The organism is Pseudomonas sp. WS 5021, assembly GCF_012985535.1.
Lineage (GTDB): Bacteria > Pseudomonadota > Gammaproteobacteria > Pseudomonadales > Pseudomonadaceae > Aquipseudomonas.
In genome coordinates this window covers 266,940-288,692 of sequence record NZ_JAAQWP010000001.1, presented here as the reverse complement: position 1 = coordinate 288,692, position 21,753 = coordinate 266,940, and the positions used below count along the sequence as shown (strand labels likewise).

General features: G+C 63.3%; 17 protein-coding genes. 11 read left to right on the top strand and 6 right to left on the bottom strand.

Annotated elements, in window-relative coordinates:
- Positions 1–10: 10 nt before the first annotated feature.
- Genes HBO19_RS01365 through HBO19_RS01355 form a run of 3 tightly spaced genes read right to left on the bottom strand, consistent with a single transcriptional unit; the run spans position 11 to position 3,907 of the window.
- A complete protein-coding gene (locus HBO19_RS01365; protein WP_029297878.1) occupies positions 11–211 on the bottom strand; it encodes a DUF1656 domain-containing protein in 201 nt (66 codons plus the stop codon).
- Positions 201–2,384: an FUSC family protein gene (locus tag HBO19_RS01360; protein ID WP_169954561.1), complete on the bottom strand. Its 2,184-nt coding sequence runs from the start codon at positions 2,382–2,384 to the stop codon at positions 201–203. The genes HBO19_RS01365 and HBO19_RS01360 overlap by 11 nt, the downstream gene beginning before the upstream one ends.
- Before the next feature lie 11 nt (positions 2,385–2,395).
- Positions 2,396–3,907 carry an efflux transporter outer membrane subunit gene (locus HBO19_RS01355; protein WP_170056762.1) on the bottom strand — a complete coding sequence of 504 codons (1,512 nt, stop codon included), beginning with the start codon at positions 3,905–3,907 and terminating at the stop codon, positions 2,396–2,398.
- 181 nt (positions 3,908–4,088) lie between these two features.
- Between HBO19_RS01355 and HBO19_RS01350 the strand changes: the two genes are divergently transcribed.
- From HBO19_RS01350 to HBO19_RS01330, 5 genes are all read left to right on the top strand, one after another.
- Entirely contained in the window at positions 4,089–5,057 is a 969-nt protein-coding gene (locus tag HBO19_RS01350; RefSeq protein ID WP_169954563.1) for a LysR family transcriptional regulator, read from the top strand.
- Between the two features lie 133 nt (positions 5,058–5,190).
- A complete protein-coding gene (locus tag HBO19_RS01345; protein WP_170056761.1) occupies positions 5,191–6,165 on the top strand; it encodes a D-glycerate dehydrogenase in 975 nt (324 codons plus the stop codon).
- Positions 6,166–6,263: 98 nt separating this feature from the next.
- Positions 6,264–7,166, top strand: coding sequence for a chemotaxis protein (locus HBO19_RS01340; RefSeq protein WP_057438202.1), 903 nt, complete (start codon positions 6,264–6,266; stop codon positions 7,164–7,166).
- Positions 7,167–7,169: 3 nt separating this feature from the next.
- Complete coding sequence (locus tag HBO19_RS01335) at positions 7,170–7,652, top strand: GNAT family N-acetyltransferase (RefSeq protein WP_170056760.1); 483 nt, start codon at positions 7,170–7,172, stop codon at positions 7,650–7,652.
- A gap of 108 nt (positions 7,653–7,760) precedes the next feature.
- Positions 7,761–8,504, top strand: a complete 744-nt coding sequence (locus HBO19_RS01330; protein ID WP_169956329.1) for a YkgJ family cysteine cluster protein — start codon at positions 7,761–7,763, stop codon at positions 8,502–8,504.
- 71 nt (positions 8,505–8,575) lie between these two features.
- On the opposite strand, the gene HBO19_RS01325 is transcribed toward HBO19_RS01330, so the two are convergent.
- From HBO19_RS01325 to HBO19_RS01315, 3 genes are all read right to left on the bottom strand, one after another.
- Entirely contained in the window at positions 8,576–10,150 is a 1,575-nt protein-coding gene (locus HBO19_RS01325; RefSeq protein ID WP_170056759.1) for a PAS domain-containing methyl-accepting chemotaxis protein, read from the bottom strand.
- Positions 10,151–10,247: 97 nt separating this feature from the next.
- On the bottom strand, positions 10,248–11,456 hold the full coding sequence (locus tag HBO19_RS01320) for a transporter substrate-binding domain-containing protein (protein ID WP_170056758.1): 1,209 nt from the start codon (positions 11,454–11,456) through the stop codon (positions 10,248–10,250).
- A gap of 138 nt (positions 11,457–11,594) precedes the next feature.
- On the bottom strand, positions 11,595–11,828 hold the full coding sequence (locus HBO19_RS01315) for a hypothetical protein (RefSeq protein ID WP_057438192.1): 234 nt from the start codon (positions 11,826–11,828) through the stop codon (positions 11,595–11,597).
- A gap of 215 nt (positions 11,829–12,043) precedes the next feature.
- On the opposite strand from HBO19_RS01315, the gene HBO19_RS01310 reads away from it, so the two are divergent.
- From HBO19_RS01310 to HBO19_RS01285, 6 genes are all read left to right on the top strand, one after another.
- On the top strand, positions 12,044–13,210 hold the full coding sequence (locus HBO19_RS01310; protein WP_170056757.1) for an efflux RND transporter periplasmic adaptor subunit: 1,167 nt from the start codon (positions 12,044–12,046) through the stop codon (positions 13,208–13,210).
- On the top strand, positions 13,207–16,302 hold the full coding sequence (locus HBO19_RS01305) for a multidrug efflux RND transporter permease subunit (RefSeq protein ID WP_169956337.1): 3,096 nt from the start codon (positions 13,207–13,209) through the stop codon (positions 16,300–16,302). The genes HBO19_RS01310 and HBO19_RS01305 overlap by 4 nt, the downstream gene beginning before the upstream one ends.
- Positions 16,303–16,311: 9 nt before the next feature.
- Entirely contained in the window at positions 16,312–16,989 is a 678-nt protein-coding gene (locus tag HBO19_RS01300) for a heavy metal response regulator transcription factor (protein WP_169956339.1), read from the top strand.
- Positions 16,979–18,343 (top strand): heavy metal sensor histidine kinase, encoded by a 1,365-nt coding sequence (locus HBO19_RS01295; protein WP_170056756.1) that lies wholly within the window; start codon positions 16,979–16,981, stop codon positions 18,341–18,343. Before HBO19_RS01300 ends, HBO19_RS01295 begins: the two co-directional genes overlap by 11 nt.
- A 380-nt stretch (positions 18,344–18,723) precedes the next feature.
- On the top strand, positions 18,724–20,052 hold the full coding sequence (locus HBO19_RS01290; protein WP_170056755.1) for an OprD family porin: 1,329 nt from the start codon (positions 18,724–18,726) through the stop codon (positions 20,050–20,052).
- 84 nt (positions 20,053–20,136) lie between these two features.
- Positions 20,137–21,636, top strand: a complete 1,500-nt coding sequence (locus HBO19_RS01285; protein ID WP_169956344.1) for a sensor domain-containing diguanylate cyclase — start codon at positions 20,137–20,139, stop codon at positions 21,634–21,636.
- Positions 21,637–21,753: the final 117 nt, after the last annotated feature.

Below are 21,753 nucleotides of genomic sequence, written 5' to 3'. Positions count from 1 at the left end.
CGGGGCATTCTCAACGGTAGACGGTCAGCGCCATAGCGCCGAAAAGACAGGTGAACAGGCTCAGGCGCAGCAGCGCCGGGTGCCAGAAAAAACGGTACAGGTCAAAGCCCGCCAGGAACCGATCCAGGGCCCAGGCCAGTCCCGCGGCGATGAAGAACATCAGGGTCATGGTCGGCATGTAGATGCCGTGGAACGCGATTTCACGAGGCATGGGCGACTCCGGAAGGCTTGAAGGCAGCCAGGGGCGATTGCGGGTCCAGCAGGGAGGTGCGGATAAAGTGCAGGTAGCTTTTCACCCGGCGCAGGGCCGAGGTATCGAAGTGGGGGGCGAAGGGTTCGTCGGTGGCCTGCACGCGGCTGATGGCGTGATCGACCGCCACCAGCGCGCGCTCCAGGTTGCTCTGGCTCGGTTGCAAAAACAGCCGCACCAGCGAGCGCCCCATCACCCGGATTGCCTGGCGCCAAGGCTGGGATTGGGCATAGGCCGGGTGCACCGGCAGGATTGCCTGTTCCTTGCGCAACTCAATGATCGCGTGGCCGACCTCCAGCACCACGAACATCCAGCGCAACAGGTTGCGTTGCACCAGGGGCTGGCCGGCGGCCAGGCCGTAGGCCTGGTGCAGCAGGTCGCGGGTGCGGCTTTCAAAACCCGAGGCCAGGCCCTTGAGCTTGCCGCTGATGGCATATACCACTTGCTCGCGCAGGTCGCGCTCCAGGCGGCGCCACAGCCACGGGCTGTTGGGCGGCAGGATGATCGCCCCGGCCGCTGCACACACCAGCATGCCGATGATCATGGCGATGTAGTCGTTGATAAAGGTGTAGGGGTTGTAGATCGTCAGGTTATCCGGCACCGAACCGGTGCTGAAGAAAATCAGCAAGCCAAGGCCAACCCCGGCGTATTGCGGGCGCGACGAGAGGAACGCGCCGAGCACGATTACCGGGGCGAGCATCACGCAGAGCAAGGGAAAGCCGTCGATCCAGGGAAACACGAAGAACATTTCGACAAACCCCACCAGCGCGCCGATCAAGGTCCCACAGGCCATCTGGAAGGCCATGCGCTTGGGGTTTGGCGTGGCGGCCGACAGGCCCACGGTGGCCGCGGCAATCAAGGTCATGGTCGCGCCGCTGGGCCAGGCCGTGGCCACCCAGTAACTGCCCAGTACCAGCAGAATGAATGACGCGCGAATCCCCGAGGCGGCGCAGGCCAGCCAGTTGGTTTTCGGGGTGTAGGGCTCGTCCCAATGCTCGCGTTCGTGGCTGTGCTCGGCCAGGGAGGCGTGGGTCTGCGCGTAGTTGTGCAGGTCATCGACAAAGCGGTACAGCAGCTCATAAGCGGTGTGGAAATCCAACTGCTCGGCATCGCTGGGGCTGCTCTCCTGGAACATCGCCCGCAGGCTGCGGACCTTGGCCGGCAGGCTCTCCTTGTAGGCCGTCAGTTGGCTCACCAGGCGCGCAGCATCGGGGCTGGTCAAGGCGCGCCCGCTGAAGCCATCGAGCAACTCGGCCAGGTCCTGCAGGCCGGGCTTGATCGCGGCCACCACATGGTCGGCGGCATCGCTGCGCAGGCGTTCAAGCAACTGGTGCAGGGCGTTGAACCGGGTGGTGATGCCCATGAATTCGCTGTTCAAGCGACTGAGCCGGCCATTGCGCCGACGCATATGCGGGTCTTCGAATACGGTGACGCTGCGCAGCCCTTCCAGGCCCACGGCTTCGGCGATAAAGCGCACGTTGCTGCTTTCAAAACCTTCACGCTGGCTGCGCCCGCGCAGGCCATCGGTGACAAACAACGCAAAGGTGCCGAAGCGCTGGTACAAGGCGTTGCGCATCGCCGCGCTGCTGGTTTGCGGCAGGATCGCGGCACTGACCAGGGTCGCACACAAAATCCCCAGGGAGATTTCCAGCACCCGCCAGACCGCCGCCATAAAGGCGCCGTCGGGGTGGGCGAGCGCCGGCAGGCCGACCATCGCCGCCGTATAGCCGGCCAGTACAAAACCATAGGCGCGAAAGTTACGGTTACGGGTGGCACCGGCCGTACACACGCCAACCCAGATCGCCAGCGCGCCCAGGAACAGCTCGGTGTTTTGCGCAAACAGGGCAATCAGCAACACCATCACCGCCGACCCCGCCAGGGTGCCGAGGAAGCGGTAGAAACTCTTGGCAAACACCTGGCCGCTTTGCGGTTGCATCACGATAAACACGGTGATCATCGCGGTACGCGGTTGCGGCAGTTCCAGGCGCATGGCCAGCCACAGGGTGAGGAACGCGGCGATCAGTACTTTGAAGATATACACCCAGGTCACGCCGTCACTGCGCGCCCAGTCGAAAAAGCCACGGCGCCATTCCAGGGAATGCAGCCAACGCAGCGGTGCAGGCAAGGGAGTCATGGGCAACCTGATCAGTGATCGAACACGGCCAAGGCCGCCGGGGTCTTGCTCGGGAGTGTCTTATCGGGTGCCGGCCCATCGCTGCCCGCGCCAAGGCCGCCGCCCAGGGCGGTCACCAGTTCGGCATGGGCGCTCAAGCGCGCGGCCTGGACCTGTTGCTCGACCTGTTGCTGGCGAAACAGCAGGGTCTGGGCATTGAGCACATTGAGGTAATCGGTCAGCCCGCGCTGGTAGGCGATCATGGCGATGTCATAGGTTTTCTGCGCCGAGGCCACCGACTCGGCGGCGAAGGTTTGCTGCTTGGCCATGGATTCACGGCGGATCAGTTGGTCGCTGATGCCCTTGAGCGCATTGACCAGGGTCTGGTTGTAGCGGGCCACGGCAATATCGTAGCCGGCGCTGGCCGCGCCCAATTGCGCGCGCAGTCGGCCACCGTCGAAGATCGGCAGGGTGATCGCCGGGCCGACGCTGTAGTTGAGCTTCTTGCCGGCGAGAAACTCCAGCATGCCGCCGCCGGTGGCGACGTAGCCGAGGCTGCCCACCAGGTCGACATTGGGATAGAAGCCGGCGTGGGCCACGTCGATGCCCCGGGCCTGGGCCGCGACTTGCCAGCGGCTGGCAACCACGTCCGGGCGCTGGCCGAGCAATTGCGCGGGCAGTGCCGAGGGCAATTTCAATGGTGCGCCGAGAGCCAGGGTTGGCCGCTGCAATCTCGCACCCTCCCCCGGGCCCTTGCCGGCCAGGGCGGCCAGTTGGTTGCGGGTCAGGGCGATTTCTTCGTCGAGGGCGTCCAGTTGCCGATGGGTTTCGGGCAACGGCGTCTGGGCCTGGCTGACTTCAAAGTGCGTGCCGATCCCACCCTCCAGGCGCTTTTGCGCCAGGTCGAGGATCTGCTGTTGCTGGGCCAGGGTGGCGGCGACGATATCGCGCTGGGCGTAATGCAGCGACAGCTGGATATAGGCGCGCACCACGTTGTTCTGCAGCTCCAACTGGGCCTGGCGCGCCTGGGCGACACTCCGATGCGCCAGGTCGAGGGCGCGCTCGCTGGCATTGCGCTCGCGGCCCCACAGGTCGAGGGCGTAGCTCAGGCCCAGGGCAGCGTTGTTGTCCCAAGTGGTGGAATTGTCCAGTTTACCGGGGCCGTAGAACTGATCGCTGGGCCAGTTGTGGCGCTTGAGGGTGGCGTCGCCGTTGATCTGCACGGCCTCGGCCGACTCGGCCAACCCCGCCATGGCCCGCGCTTCACGCACCCGGGCGGCGGCTTCGGCGATGCTTGGGCTGCCTTGTACGGCGAGGTCGATCCAACGGTCGAGTTGCGGGTCGCCATAGGCCTGCCACCACTGGCTGGTCGGCCAGTGGGCATCCCGGGCGGCGCTCTGGATCGCGTCGTCGGTGGCCAGGGTATTGGCGGCGAGGTGCTTGCCTTGGGGGGCAATCCCTCCGGTTCCGATGCAGCCGCTGATTGCTAACGATAAAGCCCAAACACTGAGAGTCTTCAGCTCTCTGCTGATGCGACGCGGCACTGCTGCGAATTCCTGAGGTGGTGGTGCGGGGACGGTGCGGCAATTCTAGGGGGCGCGGGGAATGGCGATAAGGTGGGATTCCTGTGAATCTTTGTTACCGTTCAGGCGATAATCCATTGGTAGGGATCACTGGTAGTCGTAACTTTCTGTCACAATTTGTCATCTCCCTTGAGAGCACCCCATGGACACTTTGCAAAACATGCGCGCCTTCAGTTGTGTCGCCGAGGCCGGCAGCTTCACCGCCGCCGCCGTACAACTGGACACCACCACGGCCAACGTCTCGCGCGCGGTCTCCAATCTGGAGGCCCATCTGCAAACCCGCTTGCTCAACCGCACCACCCGCCGCATCGCCTTGACCGAGGCTGGCAAGCGCTATTTATTACGCTGCGAGCAAATCCTCGCCTATGTCGAGGAAGCCGAGGCCGAGGCCAGCGACGCCCACGCGCGCCCCGCCGGGCAGCTCAAAGTGCATACCATGACCGGCATCGGCCAGCATTTCGTGATCGATGCGATTGCCCGCTATCGCCGCACCCACCCCGACGTGACCTTCGACCTGACCCTGGCCAACCGCGTGCCAGACCTGCTGGACGAGGGTTATGACGTGTCCATCGTGCTCGCCAGCGAGCTGCCGGACTCGGGGTTTGTCTCCCAGCGCCTGGGGATCACCTACAGCATCGTCTGTGCCTCGCCGGCCTACGTTAAAGCCAATGGTTGCGCGCAGCGGCCCAGTGACCTGCTCAACCATGCCTGCCTGCGCCTGGTCAGCCCGGTGATCCAACTGGACAAATGGGCCTTCAACGGCCCGGACGGCCAGGAAAGCGTGAGCATCAACAGCTCGCCGTTCCTGGTGAACTCCGCCGACGCGATGAAAACCGCGATCATCAGCGGCATGGGCGTCGGCCTGCTGCCGGTGTACGCGGCCATCGAGGGCCTGCGCAACGGCACCCTGGTGCGGATGATGCCGACGTATCGCTCCCAGGAGCTGAACCTGTACGCCATCTACCCGTCGCGCCAGTACCTGGATGCGAAGATCAAGACCTGGGTGGAGTACCTGCGCGGCTCGCTGCCGGAGATCCTGGCGGCGCACCAGGCGGAACTCGCGGCGTATGAGTTGAGCGGCAGTTTGGGTGGGGTGCGGCTGGGTAGCTGACCTGCCGTCATCGCAGGCAAGCCAGCTCCCACATTTTGCCCTGTGCCCACAGAGGTCTAGCGGTGTCCTGACATTCGCAGCGAGGAATGTTAGCGTGCTTGGCATTCTTCCCCGTCGATGAGCCTCACTTGCGATGAAAAAGACTGTCCTCGCCTTCAGCCGTGTCACCCCCCAGATGATCGAACGCCTGCAACAGGACTTCGAGGTCATCGTCCCCAACCCCAAGCAGGGCGATATCAACGCGCAGTTCAATGAAGCCCTGCCCCACGCCCACGGCCTGATCGGCGTCGGCCGCAAGCTGGGCCGGGCGCAGCTCGAAGGGGCGAACAAGCTGCAAGTGGTGTCCAGCGTCTCTGTGGGTTACGACAACTACGACGTGGACTACTTCAACGAACGCGGGATCATGCTCACGAACACCCCCGATGTGTTGACCGAAAGCACCGCCGACCTGGCCTTTGCCCTGCTGATGAGCAGCGCCCGCCGTGTGGCCGAGCTGGACGCCTGGACCAAGGCCGGGCAGTGGAAAGCCAGCGTCGGCGCGCCGTTGTTTGGCTGTGATGTACACGGCAAGACCCTGGGTATCGTCGGCATGGGCAATATCGGCGCAGCCATCGCCCGCCGTGGGCGCCTGGGCTTCAATATGCCGATTATCTACAGCGGCAACAGCCGCAAGACCGCGCTGGAACACGAGCTGGGCGCGCAGTTGCGCAGCCTGGACCAGTTGCTGGCCGAGGCAGATTTCGTGTGCCTGGTGGTGCCGTTGAGTGAAAAGACCAAGCACCTGATCAGCCATCGCGAGTTGGGCCTGATGAAATCCAGCGCGATCCTGGTGAATATTTCCCGAGGCCCGGTGGTGGACGAGCCGGCACTGATCGAAGCCCTGCAAACCCAGCGCATTCGCGGCGCCGGGCTGGATGTGTATGAGCGCGAGCCCCTGGCCGAGTCGCCGCTGTTCCAACTGAGCAATGCGGTGACCTTGCCGCATATCGGTTCGGCCACCCATGAAACCCGTGAAGCCATGGCCAACCGTGCCCTGGACAACCTGCGCAGCGCACTGCTGGGCCAGCGCCCGCAGGACCTGGTGAACCCGCAGGTGTGGAAAGGCTGATCGGCATTGTAGGAGCCGGCCAGCCAGCCCCTACAGTTTTTGGCGCGAACGTCGATAACCCGCTATAGATTGTTATCGCTGATCCACAGAAGGTTTTTATGTCCACCACCAAAGCCCGCGCAGATTCACTCTCGCTTCTGCTCTTTACCTTGCGCAGCGGCAAGCTGATGGCCATCAACCTGCTGAAAGTCAGCGAAATCATTCCCTGCCCGCCGCTGACCAAGCTGCCGGAGTCCCACCCGCACGTCAAAGGCATCGCCACCCTGCGTGGCGCGGCCTTGTCGGTGATCGACCTCAGCCGCGCGCTGGGCGAGATGCCCCTGCAAGACCCCGACGGCGGTTGCCTGATTGTCACCGATGTCAGCCGTTCCAAGCAGGGCCTGCATGTGCAGGCGGTGAGCCGGATCGTGCATTGCCTGACCACCGATATCCGTCCGCCGCCCTTTGGCTCTGGCGGCACGCGCTCGTTTATCACCGGCGTGACCCAGGTGGATGGGGTGCTGGTGCAGGTGCTGGACATCGAAAAAGTCATCCACGCCATCGCCCCCGCGCAGATCGAAGTGGCGCCGACTGACCTGACCATGGAAGAAGCCGAAGTGCTCGGCCATGCACGCATCCTGGTGGTGGACGACAGCCAGGTAGCCCTGCAGCAATCGGTGCACACCCTGCGCAACCTCGGCCTGACCTGCCACACCGCACGCAGCGCCAAAGAGGCCATCGACGTGCTGCTGGAACTGCAAGGCAGCGCCGGGCAGATCAATGTGGTGGTGTCTGACATCGAAATGTCGGAAATGGACGGCTACGCCCTCACCCGCACCTTGCGCGAAACCCCGGACTTCCAGGACCTCTACGTGCTGTTGCACACCTCCCTGGACAGCGCGATGAACAGCGAAAAAGCCCGCCTGGCGGGGGCCGACTCGGTACTGACGAAGTTCTCGTCGCCCGAGCTGACCAAATGCCTGGTGGTCGCCGCCCAGACCGTGGCGCAAAAAGGCCTGTAAATAGTGACAGCGTATTACCAACTGCTACGCCGCGACCTCACCGGCAGCCTGCCTGCACCGCAGTGGCCAGCCGACACCCGCCTGGATCATTACCGCCCTGCACTGGCTCCGGCGATCCATGCGGTATTGCGCATGACCCAGGAACAGGGCGGCGGCCGCGTGGCCAACCTGGAGGCCTGGCAGCAGCAATTTCTCAGCGACGCAGAGTTCGACCCCACGCTGTGCCTGGTAGCAAGTAACGCCGAGGGCATTCTTGGCGTGGCCCAATGCTGGACCAGTGCCTTTATCCATCACCTCAGCGTCCACCCCTGCGCCCAGGGCCAGGGGCTGGGTCGCGCCTTGTTGCTGCACAGCTTCCAGGTGTTCAAGCAGCGCGGCGAACCTTATGTGGACCTCAAGGTGTTGGAGAGCAATCTGCGCGCACGCCAGTTGTATGAACGTGCCGGCATGGTGTTTGTGCTGCGCGACGTGGTCAGCGAGGGCTGAGCGGCACTGGCGCATAACTTGCTTCCAGAGTCTCTGAACGGCGGATAGAGGTAAAAACCCGTCACCGTTCAAGAGAGCCCTCTGACCTGGCCTGGTAGCAGATCCTCCATGAATACCCATTTTTCCTGCGTTGGTTGCGGTAAATGCTGCACCGACCATCATGTGCCCCTGACCCTCGATGAAGCCCGCCAGTGGGCGGCGGACGGCGGCAATGTCATCGTGCTGGTGGAAGGTTTCCTGGGCAATGGCCTGGGCCTGCCTGTGCAACAACGCGAGCATGCCGAACGGCGTTCGGTGGTGGTGCCCAGCGGCAATACCCAGGCGTTCGTGGCGATCACCTTTGCCGCTTACAACGCCGGGCGCTGCCGGAATCTTGACGAAGACAACCGCTGCGGCATCTATGAACGGCGGCCGCTGGTCTGTCGTATCTACCCGATGGAGATCAATCCGCATATCCCGCTGAACCCGGCCGCCAAGGATTGCCCGCCGCAATCCTGGGAACAGGGCCCGGCACTGATCGTCGGCGGCGAGCTGATGGACCGGGAACTGGCCGAGCTGATCCACCGCTCACGCCAGGCCGACCGTGACGATGTGCAGACCAAGGAGGCTGTGTGCGCCCTGCTGGGGATTCGCACCACGGCGCTCAAGGGCGATGGTTTTACCGCGTACCTGCCGGACATGGGCGCCTTTGCCCAGGCCATAGCGCTGGCGGTGGAGCAACCGACCATGGCCAATGAGTGGGTGTTTCATGTGTCCGGGATGGACATTGCCGAACAGTTGCTGGATGCCGGGGCGCAGATCGCCACCGAAGTGCCGGCCAACTATGCGTTTATCTCGCTGCGCGCTGCCTGAACCTTTTGGGAGCCGGCTTGCCGGCGATGGCGTGCGCGAAATCGCCATTGCCGGCAAGCCGGTTGCGAAGATTAGCGGCGTTTGCCCCAGAACTCTTCAGCCAGCCGCCGCAGGTCCTCCGCCAGGGCCGCTACGTCGCCCGAGCTGAGCTGGCTCTGTTGGCCGGCGCTGACGGTGGCCTCGCCGGCATCGCGAATGCCGACAATATTGCGATTGATGTCCTCGCTCACCGCGCTCTGTTCCTCCACCGCCGTGGCAATCTGCACGCTCATAGCGGTGATCTGGTTGACCCGCTGGCTGATGCCATCCAGGGCCGACGCCGCGCGCTGGGCATGCTCGACGCTGACTTCGACGTGCTGGCTGCTTTGCTCCATCGCCATCACCGCATCGCGGGCGCCGCCCTGCAGGGTGCTGATCATGCGCTGGATTTCATTGGTCGATTGCTGGGTGCGCTGGGCCAGGCCGCGGACTTCATCTGCCACCACCGCAAAGCCACGGCCCTGCTCGCCCGCCCGCGCCGCCTCGATGGCCGCGTTGAGGGCCAGCAGGTTGGTCTGCTCGGCAATCGCCCGGATCACCTCCAGTACGCTGGAGATATCCCCGCTGTGGCTTTCCAATTGATGGATCACACTGGTGGCCCTGGCCAGCTCCTGGGACAGGCGCAGCACCGCATCACGGCTTTCGTCCACCCGCTGATGGCCTTCGCGGGTCTCGCTGCCGGCCTGGTCGGCCGCTTTCGAGGCTTGCTGGGCATGGTTGGCGACTTGCGCCACGCTGGCCGCCATCTCCTGGATCGCGGTGGCCACCTGGTCGGTCTGGGTCTGCTGGCCCAGGGTGCTGGCGTGACTGCTGTCCAGTTGCTGGACCAGAGCGGCGGCGTGCCCGGATAAACGCTGCGATGCATCGCCAATCCGGCCGACCACCGCGCCCACCTGGGCTTCGAGCATCTGCATGGCAAATTCGATTTGCCCCAGCTCATCGGCACGCCCGGTGTAGATCGCCTGGCTGACGGGGTTATCGGCAATCTGCCGTGCCCGCTCGCTCAATTGCCTCAAGGGGCGCAACAACAGGTTGATACCCAATACCCCCGCTGCGCCCACCGCAGCCAGGCCCAGCACCTGCAAGGCCCACGAGTAGCTCGCCAACCCGGCCCCCACTCCCCAGGTCAGGGCGCAGGTTGCACCGGTGACCAGCGACAACTTCATGGGCATCTCCAGCACTGGCCGCAAGCGCCGACTACCCGCGCGCAGGCGGGCGTAAGCGCGCTCCGCCGCCATCACCCGCCGCGCATCGGGCTTGGTGCGTACCGACTGGTATTCCACCGCGACACCGTCGCGCGTGACCGGCGAGGCATAGGCGCTGACCCAATAGTGATCGCCGTTCTTGCAGCGATTTTTCACCATGCCCATCCACGAGCGGCCGCTTTTGAGGGTCTGCCACATATGGGCAAAGGCCGCCGACGGCATGTCCGGGTGACGCAGCAGGTTATGTGGCGCGCCCAGCAATTCCTCGCGGTTGTAGCCGCTGACGTCGATAAAGTCCTGGTTGGCGTAGGTAATCGAACTGCCTAAGTCAGTGGTCGAAAGGATGTTGGCGTCTGGGGCAATGTCAACACTTCGACCCGTGACCGGGAGATTGATCTTCATGGAAAGCGCGCTCGGGGGTTATTGAGGGAGTCGGCAGGGGCACCGACTCTAAGCGCACCGGTTGAGCAAATACTGATCCAGCTCATGGTCCACGCATTTAGTTGGCTACAGCTGCCTCCGGCTCGCGGTACTCCTCGATCAGGGCCACGCACTCCAGCGCCACCCGCGCGCTGCGCGGTAAGCGGCGCACCGCCAGTACGCTGCGGGCGGGCAACCGGCTACGGTCGAAGTAGCCCAGGTACACCTCGTTGACCAGGGCCAGGTCATCCAGGTCGGCCAGCATCAAGGTGCACTTGACCACCCGGTCCAACGAGGAATGATGACGCTCCAACAGGTCGTGCAGGGTCTTCATCACCTGCTTCATCTGCGCGCCAGTGCCACCCTTCACCGGGTTGCCGCGAACATCCAGCCCCGCAATATTGGAAATGTACAGCGTGTTGCCAACCCGTACTGCCTCGGAAAAAGGCAGCGCAATTTCAGTGGGGTAAAAGTGTGGTCCGTCGCCCTCCGGCGCCGCTGCCGTCTCGGGCTCCTCCTGCAGATAGCGCTGGAGAATGCGCTGGTGCTCGCCGCTCTGCTTGAGCTGCTCCAGCGCCCGGTTGAGGTCACCGCGCAATTGCGGGTCGGACTTGCGCACACCGATGGCCACGGCGGTGCCCATCTGTTGGCCGGTGACCGGCCGGCCGACAAAATCAAATGGCTGCCCCTGCTCGGTGTCGAGCAGCTCCTGGCGGATTTCGGTGGTGCCTTGCAGCGTCGCGTCGATATCACCGGCCACCAGGCTGCGGATTAACTGGTCGTTGAGCCAGTAGCTCTTGATGATCACGCCCGCCGGCGCCCATTGCGCCAGGGCAAAGGCTTCGCGATTGCTGCCGGTAAGTACTCCCACGCGCTTGCCCTTGAGGGCACGCACCGTGGGCAGCAGGCCGGAATACTTGCGGGCTACCAGGTGTGTGGTGAGGGGGTACAGGTCGTCGGTAAAGTCGATCAACTGCCGGCGCTGGGGGGTTGAAGCCATGCCCATGATTGCATCGAAACGCCGGCTTTCCAGGGCGTCGATGCTAAGGGTGAAAATCTGGTCGACCCAGGTGCAACGGGCGTCGAGCTGGGCGCACAGGGCATTGCCCAACTCGATGTTCAGGCCTACCAACTGGCCTTGGGCATCGCGGCTTTCATAGGGGGGAAACAGTGGGGAGATTGCGAAGCGGATTTCGCTGCGCGCTGCAGCAGCTGTCGCTGCGCCTATAAACAAACCACCCGACAGCAGCGACCCAACGGATAAAACGAAGATCTTTGCCAAAGCCATGAAGAAGTCCCTTTCTTGAAAGACCCGCTCCCTCAACCGGTACTTCTGCCAACCAGACGCGGCGAAGGGGAATCGAGAAAGCTTTCAAGAAAAGGTCATGGGCCGACAAGGCGAAAAGTCAGCAAGAGCTGTAGGCAGTCAGCGTTTGCCCATCGAACGACGGGTGCCCGGCGGCGCCATGCCGGGGGTCTTGGTGTGGCCGTTCTTCGCGCCGTTTTTGTACCACGGCTGATTGCTGTCTTTCGCCCCGGCCAGTTCACCCGGTTTGAAAGGGAACTTGAAGGCCGGGATCACCGGTTTGGCTTCACTGTCGAGGCTGTCTGGATCAGCGAGTTCGGCGCTTTCAACAGGTGGTTGTGTCGGGGAATTCATGGAAGCTCCGGGGCGTGCAAAAAATGACGCGGGCCCGACTTGCGGGCCACACTGGCGCGCAGTATACCTGCGCGCCCTGGATCTTTAACCACCGCCTGTACGAATGGTCGACCTTTGCTGACAGCGCTGTCAGTTAACAGTCACTTTGCTGACCGGGTTTGCAGGCTATAAAGAACCTCCACTCTTCCCATTCTCTGTCCGGACGCCGCGAGCCCATGCACATTCAACGCAAAACCACCTTGATTGTGCTCGCCGTCGTGGCCCTGGCGGTCGTGGCCTGGGTCTCGACCCGGCCGGCCAAGACCAAGCTGTCTGCCTCGACTGCGATCCCGGTGCGGGTGGTCAGCGTCACGCAGCAGGACATCCCGCGATTTGTCAGCGGCATCGGCTCGGTGCTGTCGCTGCACAGTGTGGTAATTCGCCCGCAGGTCGACGGCATCCTCACCAAACTGCTGGTCAAGGAAGGGCAATTGGTAAAAACCGGCGACCTGCTGGCAAGCATCGATGACCGGGCGATCCGCGCCAGCCTCGACCAGGCCAAGGCCCAACTGGGCGAAAGCCAGGCGCAGCTGCAGGTGGCGCAGGTCAATCTCAAGCGCTACAAGGAGTTGAGCATCGACGACGGCGTGTCGAAGCAGACTTACGACCAGCAGCAAGCCCTGGTCAACCAGCTCAAGGCCACCGCCCAGGGCAACCAGGCGGCGATTGATGCAGCTCAGGTCCAGCTTTCCTACACGCAGATTCGCTCCCCCGTCAGCGGTCGGGTGGGGATTCGCAATGTGGATGAAGGCAACTTCCTGCGTACCAGCGATGCCCAAGGCCTGTTCTCGGTGACGCAGATCGACCCGATCGCCGTGGAGTTTTCCCTGCCGCAACAGATGCTGCCGACCCTGCAAGGCCTGATCGCCGCGCAGCACCCGGCCAGTGTCGATGCCTTCCTCGGCGCCGACACCGATAGCCCGGCGGCGGTGCTGCTCGGTGAAGGCCGCCTGAGCCTGATCGATAACCAGATCAGCGCCACCACCGGCACCATCCGCGCCAAGGCCGAGTTCAGCAATGCCACGCAAACGCTGTGGCCGGGGCAACTGGTCACGGTGAAGATTCAGACCGCCCTCGACAAGGCCGCCCTGGTGGTGCCGCCGACCGTGGTCCAGCGCGGCATGGACTCGCACTTCGTGTACCGCCTCAATGGCGACAAGGTGGACGTGGTGCCGGTGCACGTGGCCTATCAGAACAGCGCATTGACGATTGTCACCGGCGTGCAGGCCGGTGATGTGCTGGTCAGCGACGGCCAGTCACGCCTCAAGGCCGGCGCCCAGGTGGAGGTGCTCAAGGAGCCGCCGCAAGTGATCCAGACCGCCCAAGCGCAGGCCCAGCCATGAAGGGCCGTGGCTCGGTATCGGCGTGGTGCGTCGACCATCCGGTCGCGACCCTGCTGCTGACCTTTGCCCTGGTGCTGCTGGGCTTGATCGCCTTTCCGCGCCTGCCCGTCGCGCCCTTGCCGGAGGCGGAGTTCCCGACAATCCAGGTCACCGCCCAACTGCCCGGCGCCAGCCCCGATACCATGGCGTCCTCGGTGGCAACGCCCCTGGAAGTGCAATTCAGCGCCATCCCCGGCATGACCCAGATGACCTCAAGCAGCGCCTTGGGCTCCAGCCTCCTGACCCTGCAATTTACTCTCGACAAGAGCATCGATACCGCCGCCCAGGAAGTACAGGCGGCGATCAACACCGCAGCCGGCAAGTTGCCCAGCGACATGCCCAACCTGCCGACGTGGCGCAAGGTCAACCCGGCGGACAGCCCGGTGCTGATCCTCAGTATCAGCTCCAACAATATGCCCGGCACCGAACTGAGCGACTACGTGGAAACCCTACTGGCCCGGCAGATCAGCCAGATCGACGGGGTCGGCCAGATCAGCATCACCGGCCAGCAACGCCCGGCGATTCGCGTGCAGGCCTCGCCGGACAAACTCGCCGCCATCGGTCTGACCCTGGCCGACATCCGCCTGGTCCTCCAGCAATCGAGCCTGAACCTGGCCAAGGGCGCGCTGTATGGGCGCGATAGCGTGTCGACGCTGTCGACCAACGACCAACTGTTCCACCCCGAGGAATACGGCGACCTGATTGTTTCCTACAAGGACGGCGCGCCGGTGCAGTTGCGCGACGTGGCACGGGTGATCAACGGTTCGGAAAACGCCTACGTGCAGGCCTGGTCCGGTGATACGCCGGGGGTCAACCTGGTGATTTTCCGTCAGCCGGGGGCCAATATCGTCGACACCGTGGACCGCATCCAGGCCGAGCTGCCGCGCTTGCAGGCGATGCTGCCGGCGTCGGTGGACGTCAGCTCGTTGTCGGATCGCACCAAGACCATTCGTGCCTCGCTGCATGAAGTGGAAATCACCTTGTTGATCGCGGTGTTGCTGGTGGTGGCGGTGATGGCGCTGTTCCTGCGCCAGTGGTCGGCGACCCTGATTGTCTCCAGCGTGCTCGGGGTTTCGCTGGTCGCCAGTTTTGCCTTGATGTACGTGATGGGTTTCAGCTTGAACAACCTGACCCTGGTGGCCATCGTGATTGCCGTGGGGTTTGTGGTGGACGACGCGATTGTGGTGGTGGAGAACATCCACCGTCACCTTGAGGCCGGCCTGGACAAGCGTGAAGCAGCGATCAAGGGCGCCGGCGAGATCGGTTTTACCGTGGTGTCCATCAGCTTCTCGCTGGTGGCGGCGTTTATCCCGTTGCTGTTCATGGGCGGCGTGGTCGGGCGCCTGTTCAAGGAATTTGCCTTGACCGCGACCTCGACCATCCTGATTTCGGTGGTGGTGTCCCTGACCCTGGCGCCGATGCTGGCCGGGCAGTTTATGCGCGCCCCGACCCACCACCCCCATGACAAGCCAGGGTTTGGCGAACGCCTGCTGGCCGGGTACGCGAGGAACCTGCGCCGGGCGCTGGCCCATCCACGCACGATGCTCGGTATCTTCGTCGTGACCCTGGGCCTGGCCGTGGCCGGCTACGTGTTTATCCCCAAGGGGTTTTTCCCGGTACAAGACACCGGTTTCATTCTTGGCACCAGCGAGGCGGCGGCCGATGTGTCCTACCCGGATATGGTGGCCAAGCACCAGGCCCTGGCCGAGATCATCAAGGCTGACCCGGCGGTGGAAAACTTTTCTCACTCGGTGGGCGTGACTGGCAGCAACCAGACCATTGCCAACGGCCGCTTCTGGATTGCCTTGAAAGATCGCGGTGATCGCGACGTGTCCGCCAGCCAGTTTATCGACCGGATCCGCGCCAAACTGGCCCAAGTCCCGGGGATCGTGCTGTACCTGCGCGCCGGCCAGGACATCAACCTCAGCTCCGGGCCCAGCCGCAGCCAGTACCAGTACGTGCTCAAGAGCAACGATGGCGCGACCCTGAACACCTGGACCCAGCGCCTCACCGAAAAACTGCGCGCCAACCCGGCCTTTCGCGACCTGTCCAACGACCTGCAACTGGGCGGCAGCATCACCCACATCAGCATCGACCGCCAAGCCGCCGCGCGTTTCGGCCTGACCGCCACCGATGTCGACCAGGCGCTGTACGATGCGTTCGGCCAACGCCAGGTCAATGAGTTCCAGACCGAGACCAACCAGTACCAGGTGGTGCTGGAACTGGACAGCCAGCAACGGGGCAAGGCCGAGAGCCTGAACTACTTCTACCTGCGCTCGCCCCTGAGCGGCGAAATGGTGCCGCTGTCGGCGCTGGCCAAGGTCGATCCGCCGACGGTCGGGCCGTTGTCCATCAGCCATGACGGCATGTTCCCGGCGGCCAACCTGTCGTTCAACCTGGCGCCGGGCGTGGCCCTGGGTGACGCGGTGATCATGCTCGACCAGGCGAAGAACGAGATCGGCATGCCGAGCACCATCATCGGCAATTTCCAGGGCGCGGCCCAGGCGTTCCAGAGTTCATTGGCCAGCCAGCCGTGGCTGATCCTCGCGGCGCTGGTGGCGGTCTATATCATCCTCGGCGTGCTGTATGAGAGTTTCGTGCACCCGCTGACCATCATCTCGACCCTGCCCTCTGCCGGCCTGGGTGCGTTGATCATGCTGTGGCTGCTGGGCCAGGACTTTTCCATCATGGCCTTGATCGGGCTGGTGCTGTTGATCGGCATCGTCAAGAAAAACGGCATCCTGATGATCGACTTTGCCCTGGAGGCCCAGCGCGTTCGCGGGCTGGCGCCTGGCGATGCGATTTACGAGGCCTGTATCACGCGCTTTCGGCCGATCATCATGACCACCCTCGCCGCCCTGCTGGGCGCGGTGCCGCTGATGCTCGGCGCAGGTCCCGGCGCGGAATTGCGCCAGCCGTTGGGCATCGCGGTGGTCGGCGGGTTGCTGGTGAGCCAGGCGCTGACCCTGTTCACCACGCCGGTCATATACTTGTACCTTGAGAAACTTTTCCATAGACCCACACCGGCCCCTGGGCTGGCGACCACACATTGAGGCGGGGTCATGCGCGTCCTGATTATTGAAGACGAAGAAAAAACCGCCGACTACCTGCATCGCGGGCTGACGGAACAAGGCTACACCGTGGACGTGGCCCGCGACGGCATCGAGGGCCTGCACCTGGCCCTGGAGAGCGACTACGCGGTGATCGTGCTCGATGTGATGCTGCCCGGCCTCGACGGTTTTGGCGTGCTGCGCGCACTGCGGGCACGCAAGCAGACCCCGGTGATCATGCTCACCGCCCGCGAGCGTGTGGAAGACCGCATTCGTGGCCTGCGCGAAGGGGCCGACGATTACCTGGGCAAGCCGTTTTCCTTCCTCGAACTGGTGGCACGCCTGCAAGCCCTGACCCGCCGCAGCGGCGGGCATGAACCGGTGCAGGTGACCATCGCCGACCTGTGGATCGACCTGATCAGCCGCAAGGCCAGCCGCGCCGGCCTGCGCCTGGACCTGACCGCCAAGGAGTTCTCACTGCTCAGCGTCCTGGCCCGGCGCCAGGGCGAGATCCTGTCCAAGACGGCGATTGCAGAAATGGTCTGGGACATCAATTTCGACAGCGATGCCAATGTGGTCGAAGTGGCGATCAAGCGCCTGCGGGCCAAGCTCGACGGGCCCTTCGAACACAAGCTGCTGCACACTATTCGTGGCATGGGCTATGTGCTGGAGAACCGCAGTGTCGAGTAACTCGATTGCCCTGCGCCTGAGCGGCATGTTCACCCTGGTCGCGCTGGTGATTTTCCTGCTGATCGGCGGCGCGCTGTACCAGCAGGTGGACCGTGGCCTGGGCTTGTTGCCGGGGGCCGAGCTGGATGCGCGCTACAGTGTGCTGGAGTCGTCGATCACGCGTTTCGGCACGCCGGATCACTGGGTGAAGATGACCAGCAAACTCAAGCTGCTGGGGGAAGAGGACACACGGATTCGTTTCTGGGTGGTGAGCAGTGACCCGACCTACGAATACGGCAACCCGGACGCACGCATCCGCGAATTCGCCGCCGGCCCCACGGGCAAGCGTGATTTGTACCTGCCGGGGCATGCGTATCCGTTCAAGGTGCTGGTCAGCCAGTTCCCGGCCAAAGACCAGCGCCCGCCGCTGCGCTTTATGATCGCCATCGACACCGCCAACTTCCGCGCCACCCAGCACCATCTGCTGATGGCGTTGATCAGCCTGGCGTTTGTCGGCGTAGTGCTGGCTTCGCTGCTGGGCTTTTGGGTCGCGCGCATCGGTCTCAAGCCTTTGATCAAACTCTCGGACGAAGCGCAAAAACTGGCACCGCCAAAACTGTCCGGGCGCTTGCAGTTGTCACCGTTGCCGCCGGAGCTCAAGCAGTTCGTCAACTCCTTCAACTCGACCCTGGAGCGCGTGGAAACCGCGTACTCGCGCCTGGAATCCTTTAATGCCGACGTAGCCCACGAACTGCGCTCGCCGCTGACCAACCTGATCGGCCAGACCCAGGTTGCGCTGACCCGCGGCCGCTCGGCCGAGCATTACTTCGAGGTCCTGCAATCGAACCTGGAAGAGTTGGAGCGCCTGCGCTCGATCATCAATGACATGCTGTTCCTGGCCAGTGCCGACCAGGGCAGCAAGGCCACCAAGCTGATCGAAAGCTCCCTGGCCGATGAGGTGGCGACCACCCTCGACTACCTGGATTTCATCCTCGAAGACGCCCAGGTGCAGGTCACGGTGGTCGGCGATGCCTTGGTCCGGATCGAAAAAGCCCATTTGCGCCGGGCCCTGATCAACCTGCTGAACAATGCCGTGCAGCACACCTCGCCGGGGCAGGTGATCGAGGTGCGGATTCAACCGCAGGAGCAACAGGTGCTGATTGGCGTGACCAATCCAGGTGAGCTGATTGCCAGCGAGCATCTGCCCCGCTTGTTCGAGCGCTTCTACCGCGTCGACGCCTCGCGCAGCAACAGCGGGGCCAATCATGGGTTGGGGCTGGCGATCGTCAAGGCAATTGCGTTGATGCATGGCGGGGATGTGTTTGTGCGCAGTGAGCACGGGGGCAATACGTTTGGCATCAGCCTGCCCGTATAAACACCTCGGCCTACTGTAGGAGCCGGTTTGCCGGCGATGGCGGCCAGTCAGTCGACTTGTTCATCACTGATCCACTGCTATCGCCGGCAAGCCGGCTCCTACAGTTGATCTTCGCTGTCTTGACTGTTGCGATTTGGGCAACAGTCATTATCTTGTTACACTCTGTACCGTACCGCTCGCCTGCGCCAATATGTCGCATCGACGAGCGAGACGGCAAAGACAGCCGACCCGCCCTGCCATTTCCCTCGACTTATTTCCAGGGCTCTACACTGGGAATCTGTCTTAAAGCCGCTGACTTCAGCGGCTTTTTTTTGCCGTAAAAAAGGCCAGGAACACCCCACGACATTGGCCGTTCAGACTTACCCAAAGGAGCTCCCCCGGTGAAACCCGCGCTGACATTCACCCCGTTATTCCTCGCGATTGCAGCAACTATCTCCCCGCTCGCCCTTGCAGCAGATGCCCCTCCCGCCGACGGATTCGTCGAAGGCTCAAGCCTCACCATCAACACCCGCAACTACTACATGAATCGCGACCGCCGCGACATTCACATCAACGACAGCAAAGAGTGGGGCCAAGGCTTCCTCGGCATCTTCGAATCCGGCTACACCCAGGGCACCGTGGGTTTGGGCCTGGATGTGCACGGCATGCTCGGCCTGAAGCTGGACGGCGGTGGCGGTACCGACGGCTCCAGCATCCTGCCGTACGGCAGCGGCAGCGGCAGCGGCAAAGCGCCGGGCTCGTTTTCTACCGGTGGCGGCACCCTGAAAATCCGCGCCTTGGATACCGAGCTGAAGGCCGGCGACCTGTTCCTCAACAACCCGGTGATTGCTGGCGGCATGACGCGCATGCTGCCCGAGACCTTTCGTGGCGTCAGCCTGACCAACCACAGCCTTGACGGCTGGATGTTCGAAGGCGGCCAGGCCAGTTTTGCCAAGCTCTACAACCAGAGTGGCCATGGGCGCATCGGCACCAGCTATGGCGCACTGCCCAAGGGCCAGGACAGCCAGCACATGAACTGGGCCGGCGTGGCGTGGAGCGGTCTGCCAGGGCTGACCAGCAACCTGTACACCTCCGAACTCAAGGACGTGTGGAACCAGTACTACTACGACCTGGACTACACCTACGCGCTCAATGACCTGGTCAGCCTCAACCCGGGCCTGCACTTCTACCACACCCAAGACACCGGCAATGCCCTGCTGGGGGATATCGACAACAACACCTACAGCCTGCATTTCACCGTGGGCGTGGGCAATCACAGCGTCACGGCCGCGTACCAGCGGGTCAATGGCAACACGCCGTTCGACTACATCGCCCAGGGCGACAGCGTGTACCTGGACAACTCGCAGCAATACTCGGACTTCAACGGCCCCAACGAGCGCTCGTGGAAACTCAAGTACGCCTATGACTTCGCTGGTCTTGGCGTACCCGGCCTGACCTCGGCGGTGTCCTACATCAGCGGCAAGACCGACCTCACCAAAGTCGACCCCAACAGCCGCGGCTACTCGGCCTGGTACAGCGCCGATGGCAAGAACGCCAAGCACTGGGAGCGCGATATCGACCTCAAGTACGTGGTGCAGGGCGGCAAGGCCAAGGACCTGGCGGTACGCCTGCAATGGGCTACCAACCGAGGCAGCAATGGCTACTCGGCGGTGGACCGCGATGTGGATGAGTATCGGGTGATCATCGACTACCCGATCAATGTGTTCTGACGGCCAATTATCTTTTTCGCCAATGACTTAATTTAAGGCGCGCGGAACTAAACTGCCATCATCGTCACCGCCGAAGTCAGTCCGATGAGTCAACGCCGCGCCCTTAACCTGCCTGCACGCCCGGAGCTTTTGCTGATTCTGGGCAGTGGTCTCACAGTTACCCTGATCCTGATCATCGTTGCCGTGCTGCTGATCCGCGAACATGCCAGCACACTGCAGACCGCCCAGCGCTCCACCAGCAATATCACCCAGTTGATCAATGCCGATGTGCTGCGCAACGTCGAGCTCTATGACCTGGCGTTGCAAGGCCTGATTGCGGCAGCCGGCAAGGACATGTCAGGGCTGCCGGGCGATGTGCGGCACCAACTGCAATTCGACCAGTCCACTGCGGCGCCGTACAAAGGCGAAGTCTTGCTGCTGGACGCCCAGGGCGCGGTGCTTGCCGACTCATCCACACTGGCACCCACGCGGCGCAACTTCGCCAACCGCGACTATTTCCAGGTCCATCAACAGAACCCCGACGCCGGGCTGTTTATCAGCCGCCCGTTCAAGATCCGCTGTGATTGCGAACAGATCTGGCGCATCGCCTTCAGCCGCCGCGTGACCGGGCCCGACGGCGAGTTTGCCGGGGTGGCCGTGGCGACCATGCGCCTGGCATATTTCGACCAATTGTTCAGCAGCCTAACCATCGGCAGCGGTAACACCATCAATCTGCTGAACAACCAGGGCATCCTGCTGGCCCAGCAACCCCTGCTCGAGAGGGACATGATCGACAAGGATCTGAGCTCACGCCCCAACTTCAAGCGCATGCTGCAAGAAGGCAGCGGCAGCTTCCGGGCCATCTCTGCGATCAGTGGCACCCCACGGCTCTACACCTTTACCAATGTGGGCCGGTTGCCATTGATCGTGGTAGTGGCCTTGGCCAGCGACGATGTATTCGCCGCCTGGCAACGCGCCGCGTGGCTGACGGCGGGGGCCACCGGGGTGTTGTGTGTGGGCCTGCTGTGGCTGAGCTGGATGTTGCGCCTGGAACTGCGGCGTCGCTACCGTGCCGAGAAAGTACTGTCAGAACTGGCAGCCACCGACGGCCTGACCGGCCTGGCCAACCGCCGCATCCTCGACCAGCGCCTGGCCCTGGAATGGGAGCGCGCGCGCCGCTCGACCGAGCCCTTGGCCCTGTTGATGATCGACGTCGACCACTTTAAGGCCTTCAACGACCGCCACGGCCACCAGGGCGGCGACGAAGCGTTGCGCAGCGTGGCACAGGTGATCGGCAGCCACATCCGCCGCCCGGCCGACCTCGCGGCGCGCTATGGCGGTGAAGAGTTTGCGGTGATCCTGCCGCATACCGACGCCAGCGGTGCCCGGGCGATTGCTGAGCGTATCCGCCAGGGGATCCAGCACTTGCCGCCGGTTGCGGGTGATAGTGAGCCAGTTACGGTGAGTATCGGCTTGAGCACCTGGGACAAACGCAGCAGCGCGTCATTGGAGCAGTTGCTGCTCAGTGCTGACCGGGCGTTGTATGAGGCGAAAAATAGTGGGCGCAACCGCGTGGTCGATGCGGCCACACTGCTGGCGCCTTGAATGTAGGAGCCGGCTGGCCGGCGATGGCGGCCGGATGGTCGGTGCAAGGTTCAGGGGCCTCATCGCCGGCAAGCCGGCTCCTACAGGGGGATGTTTGCCAATAAAAAAAGGCCACCC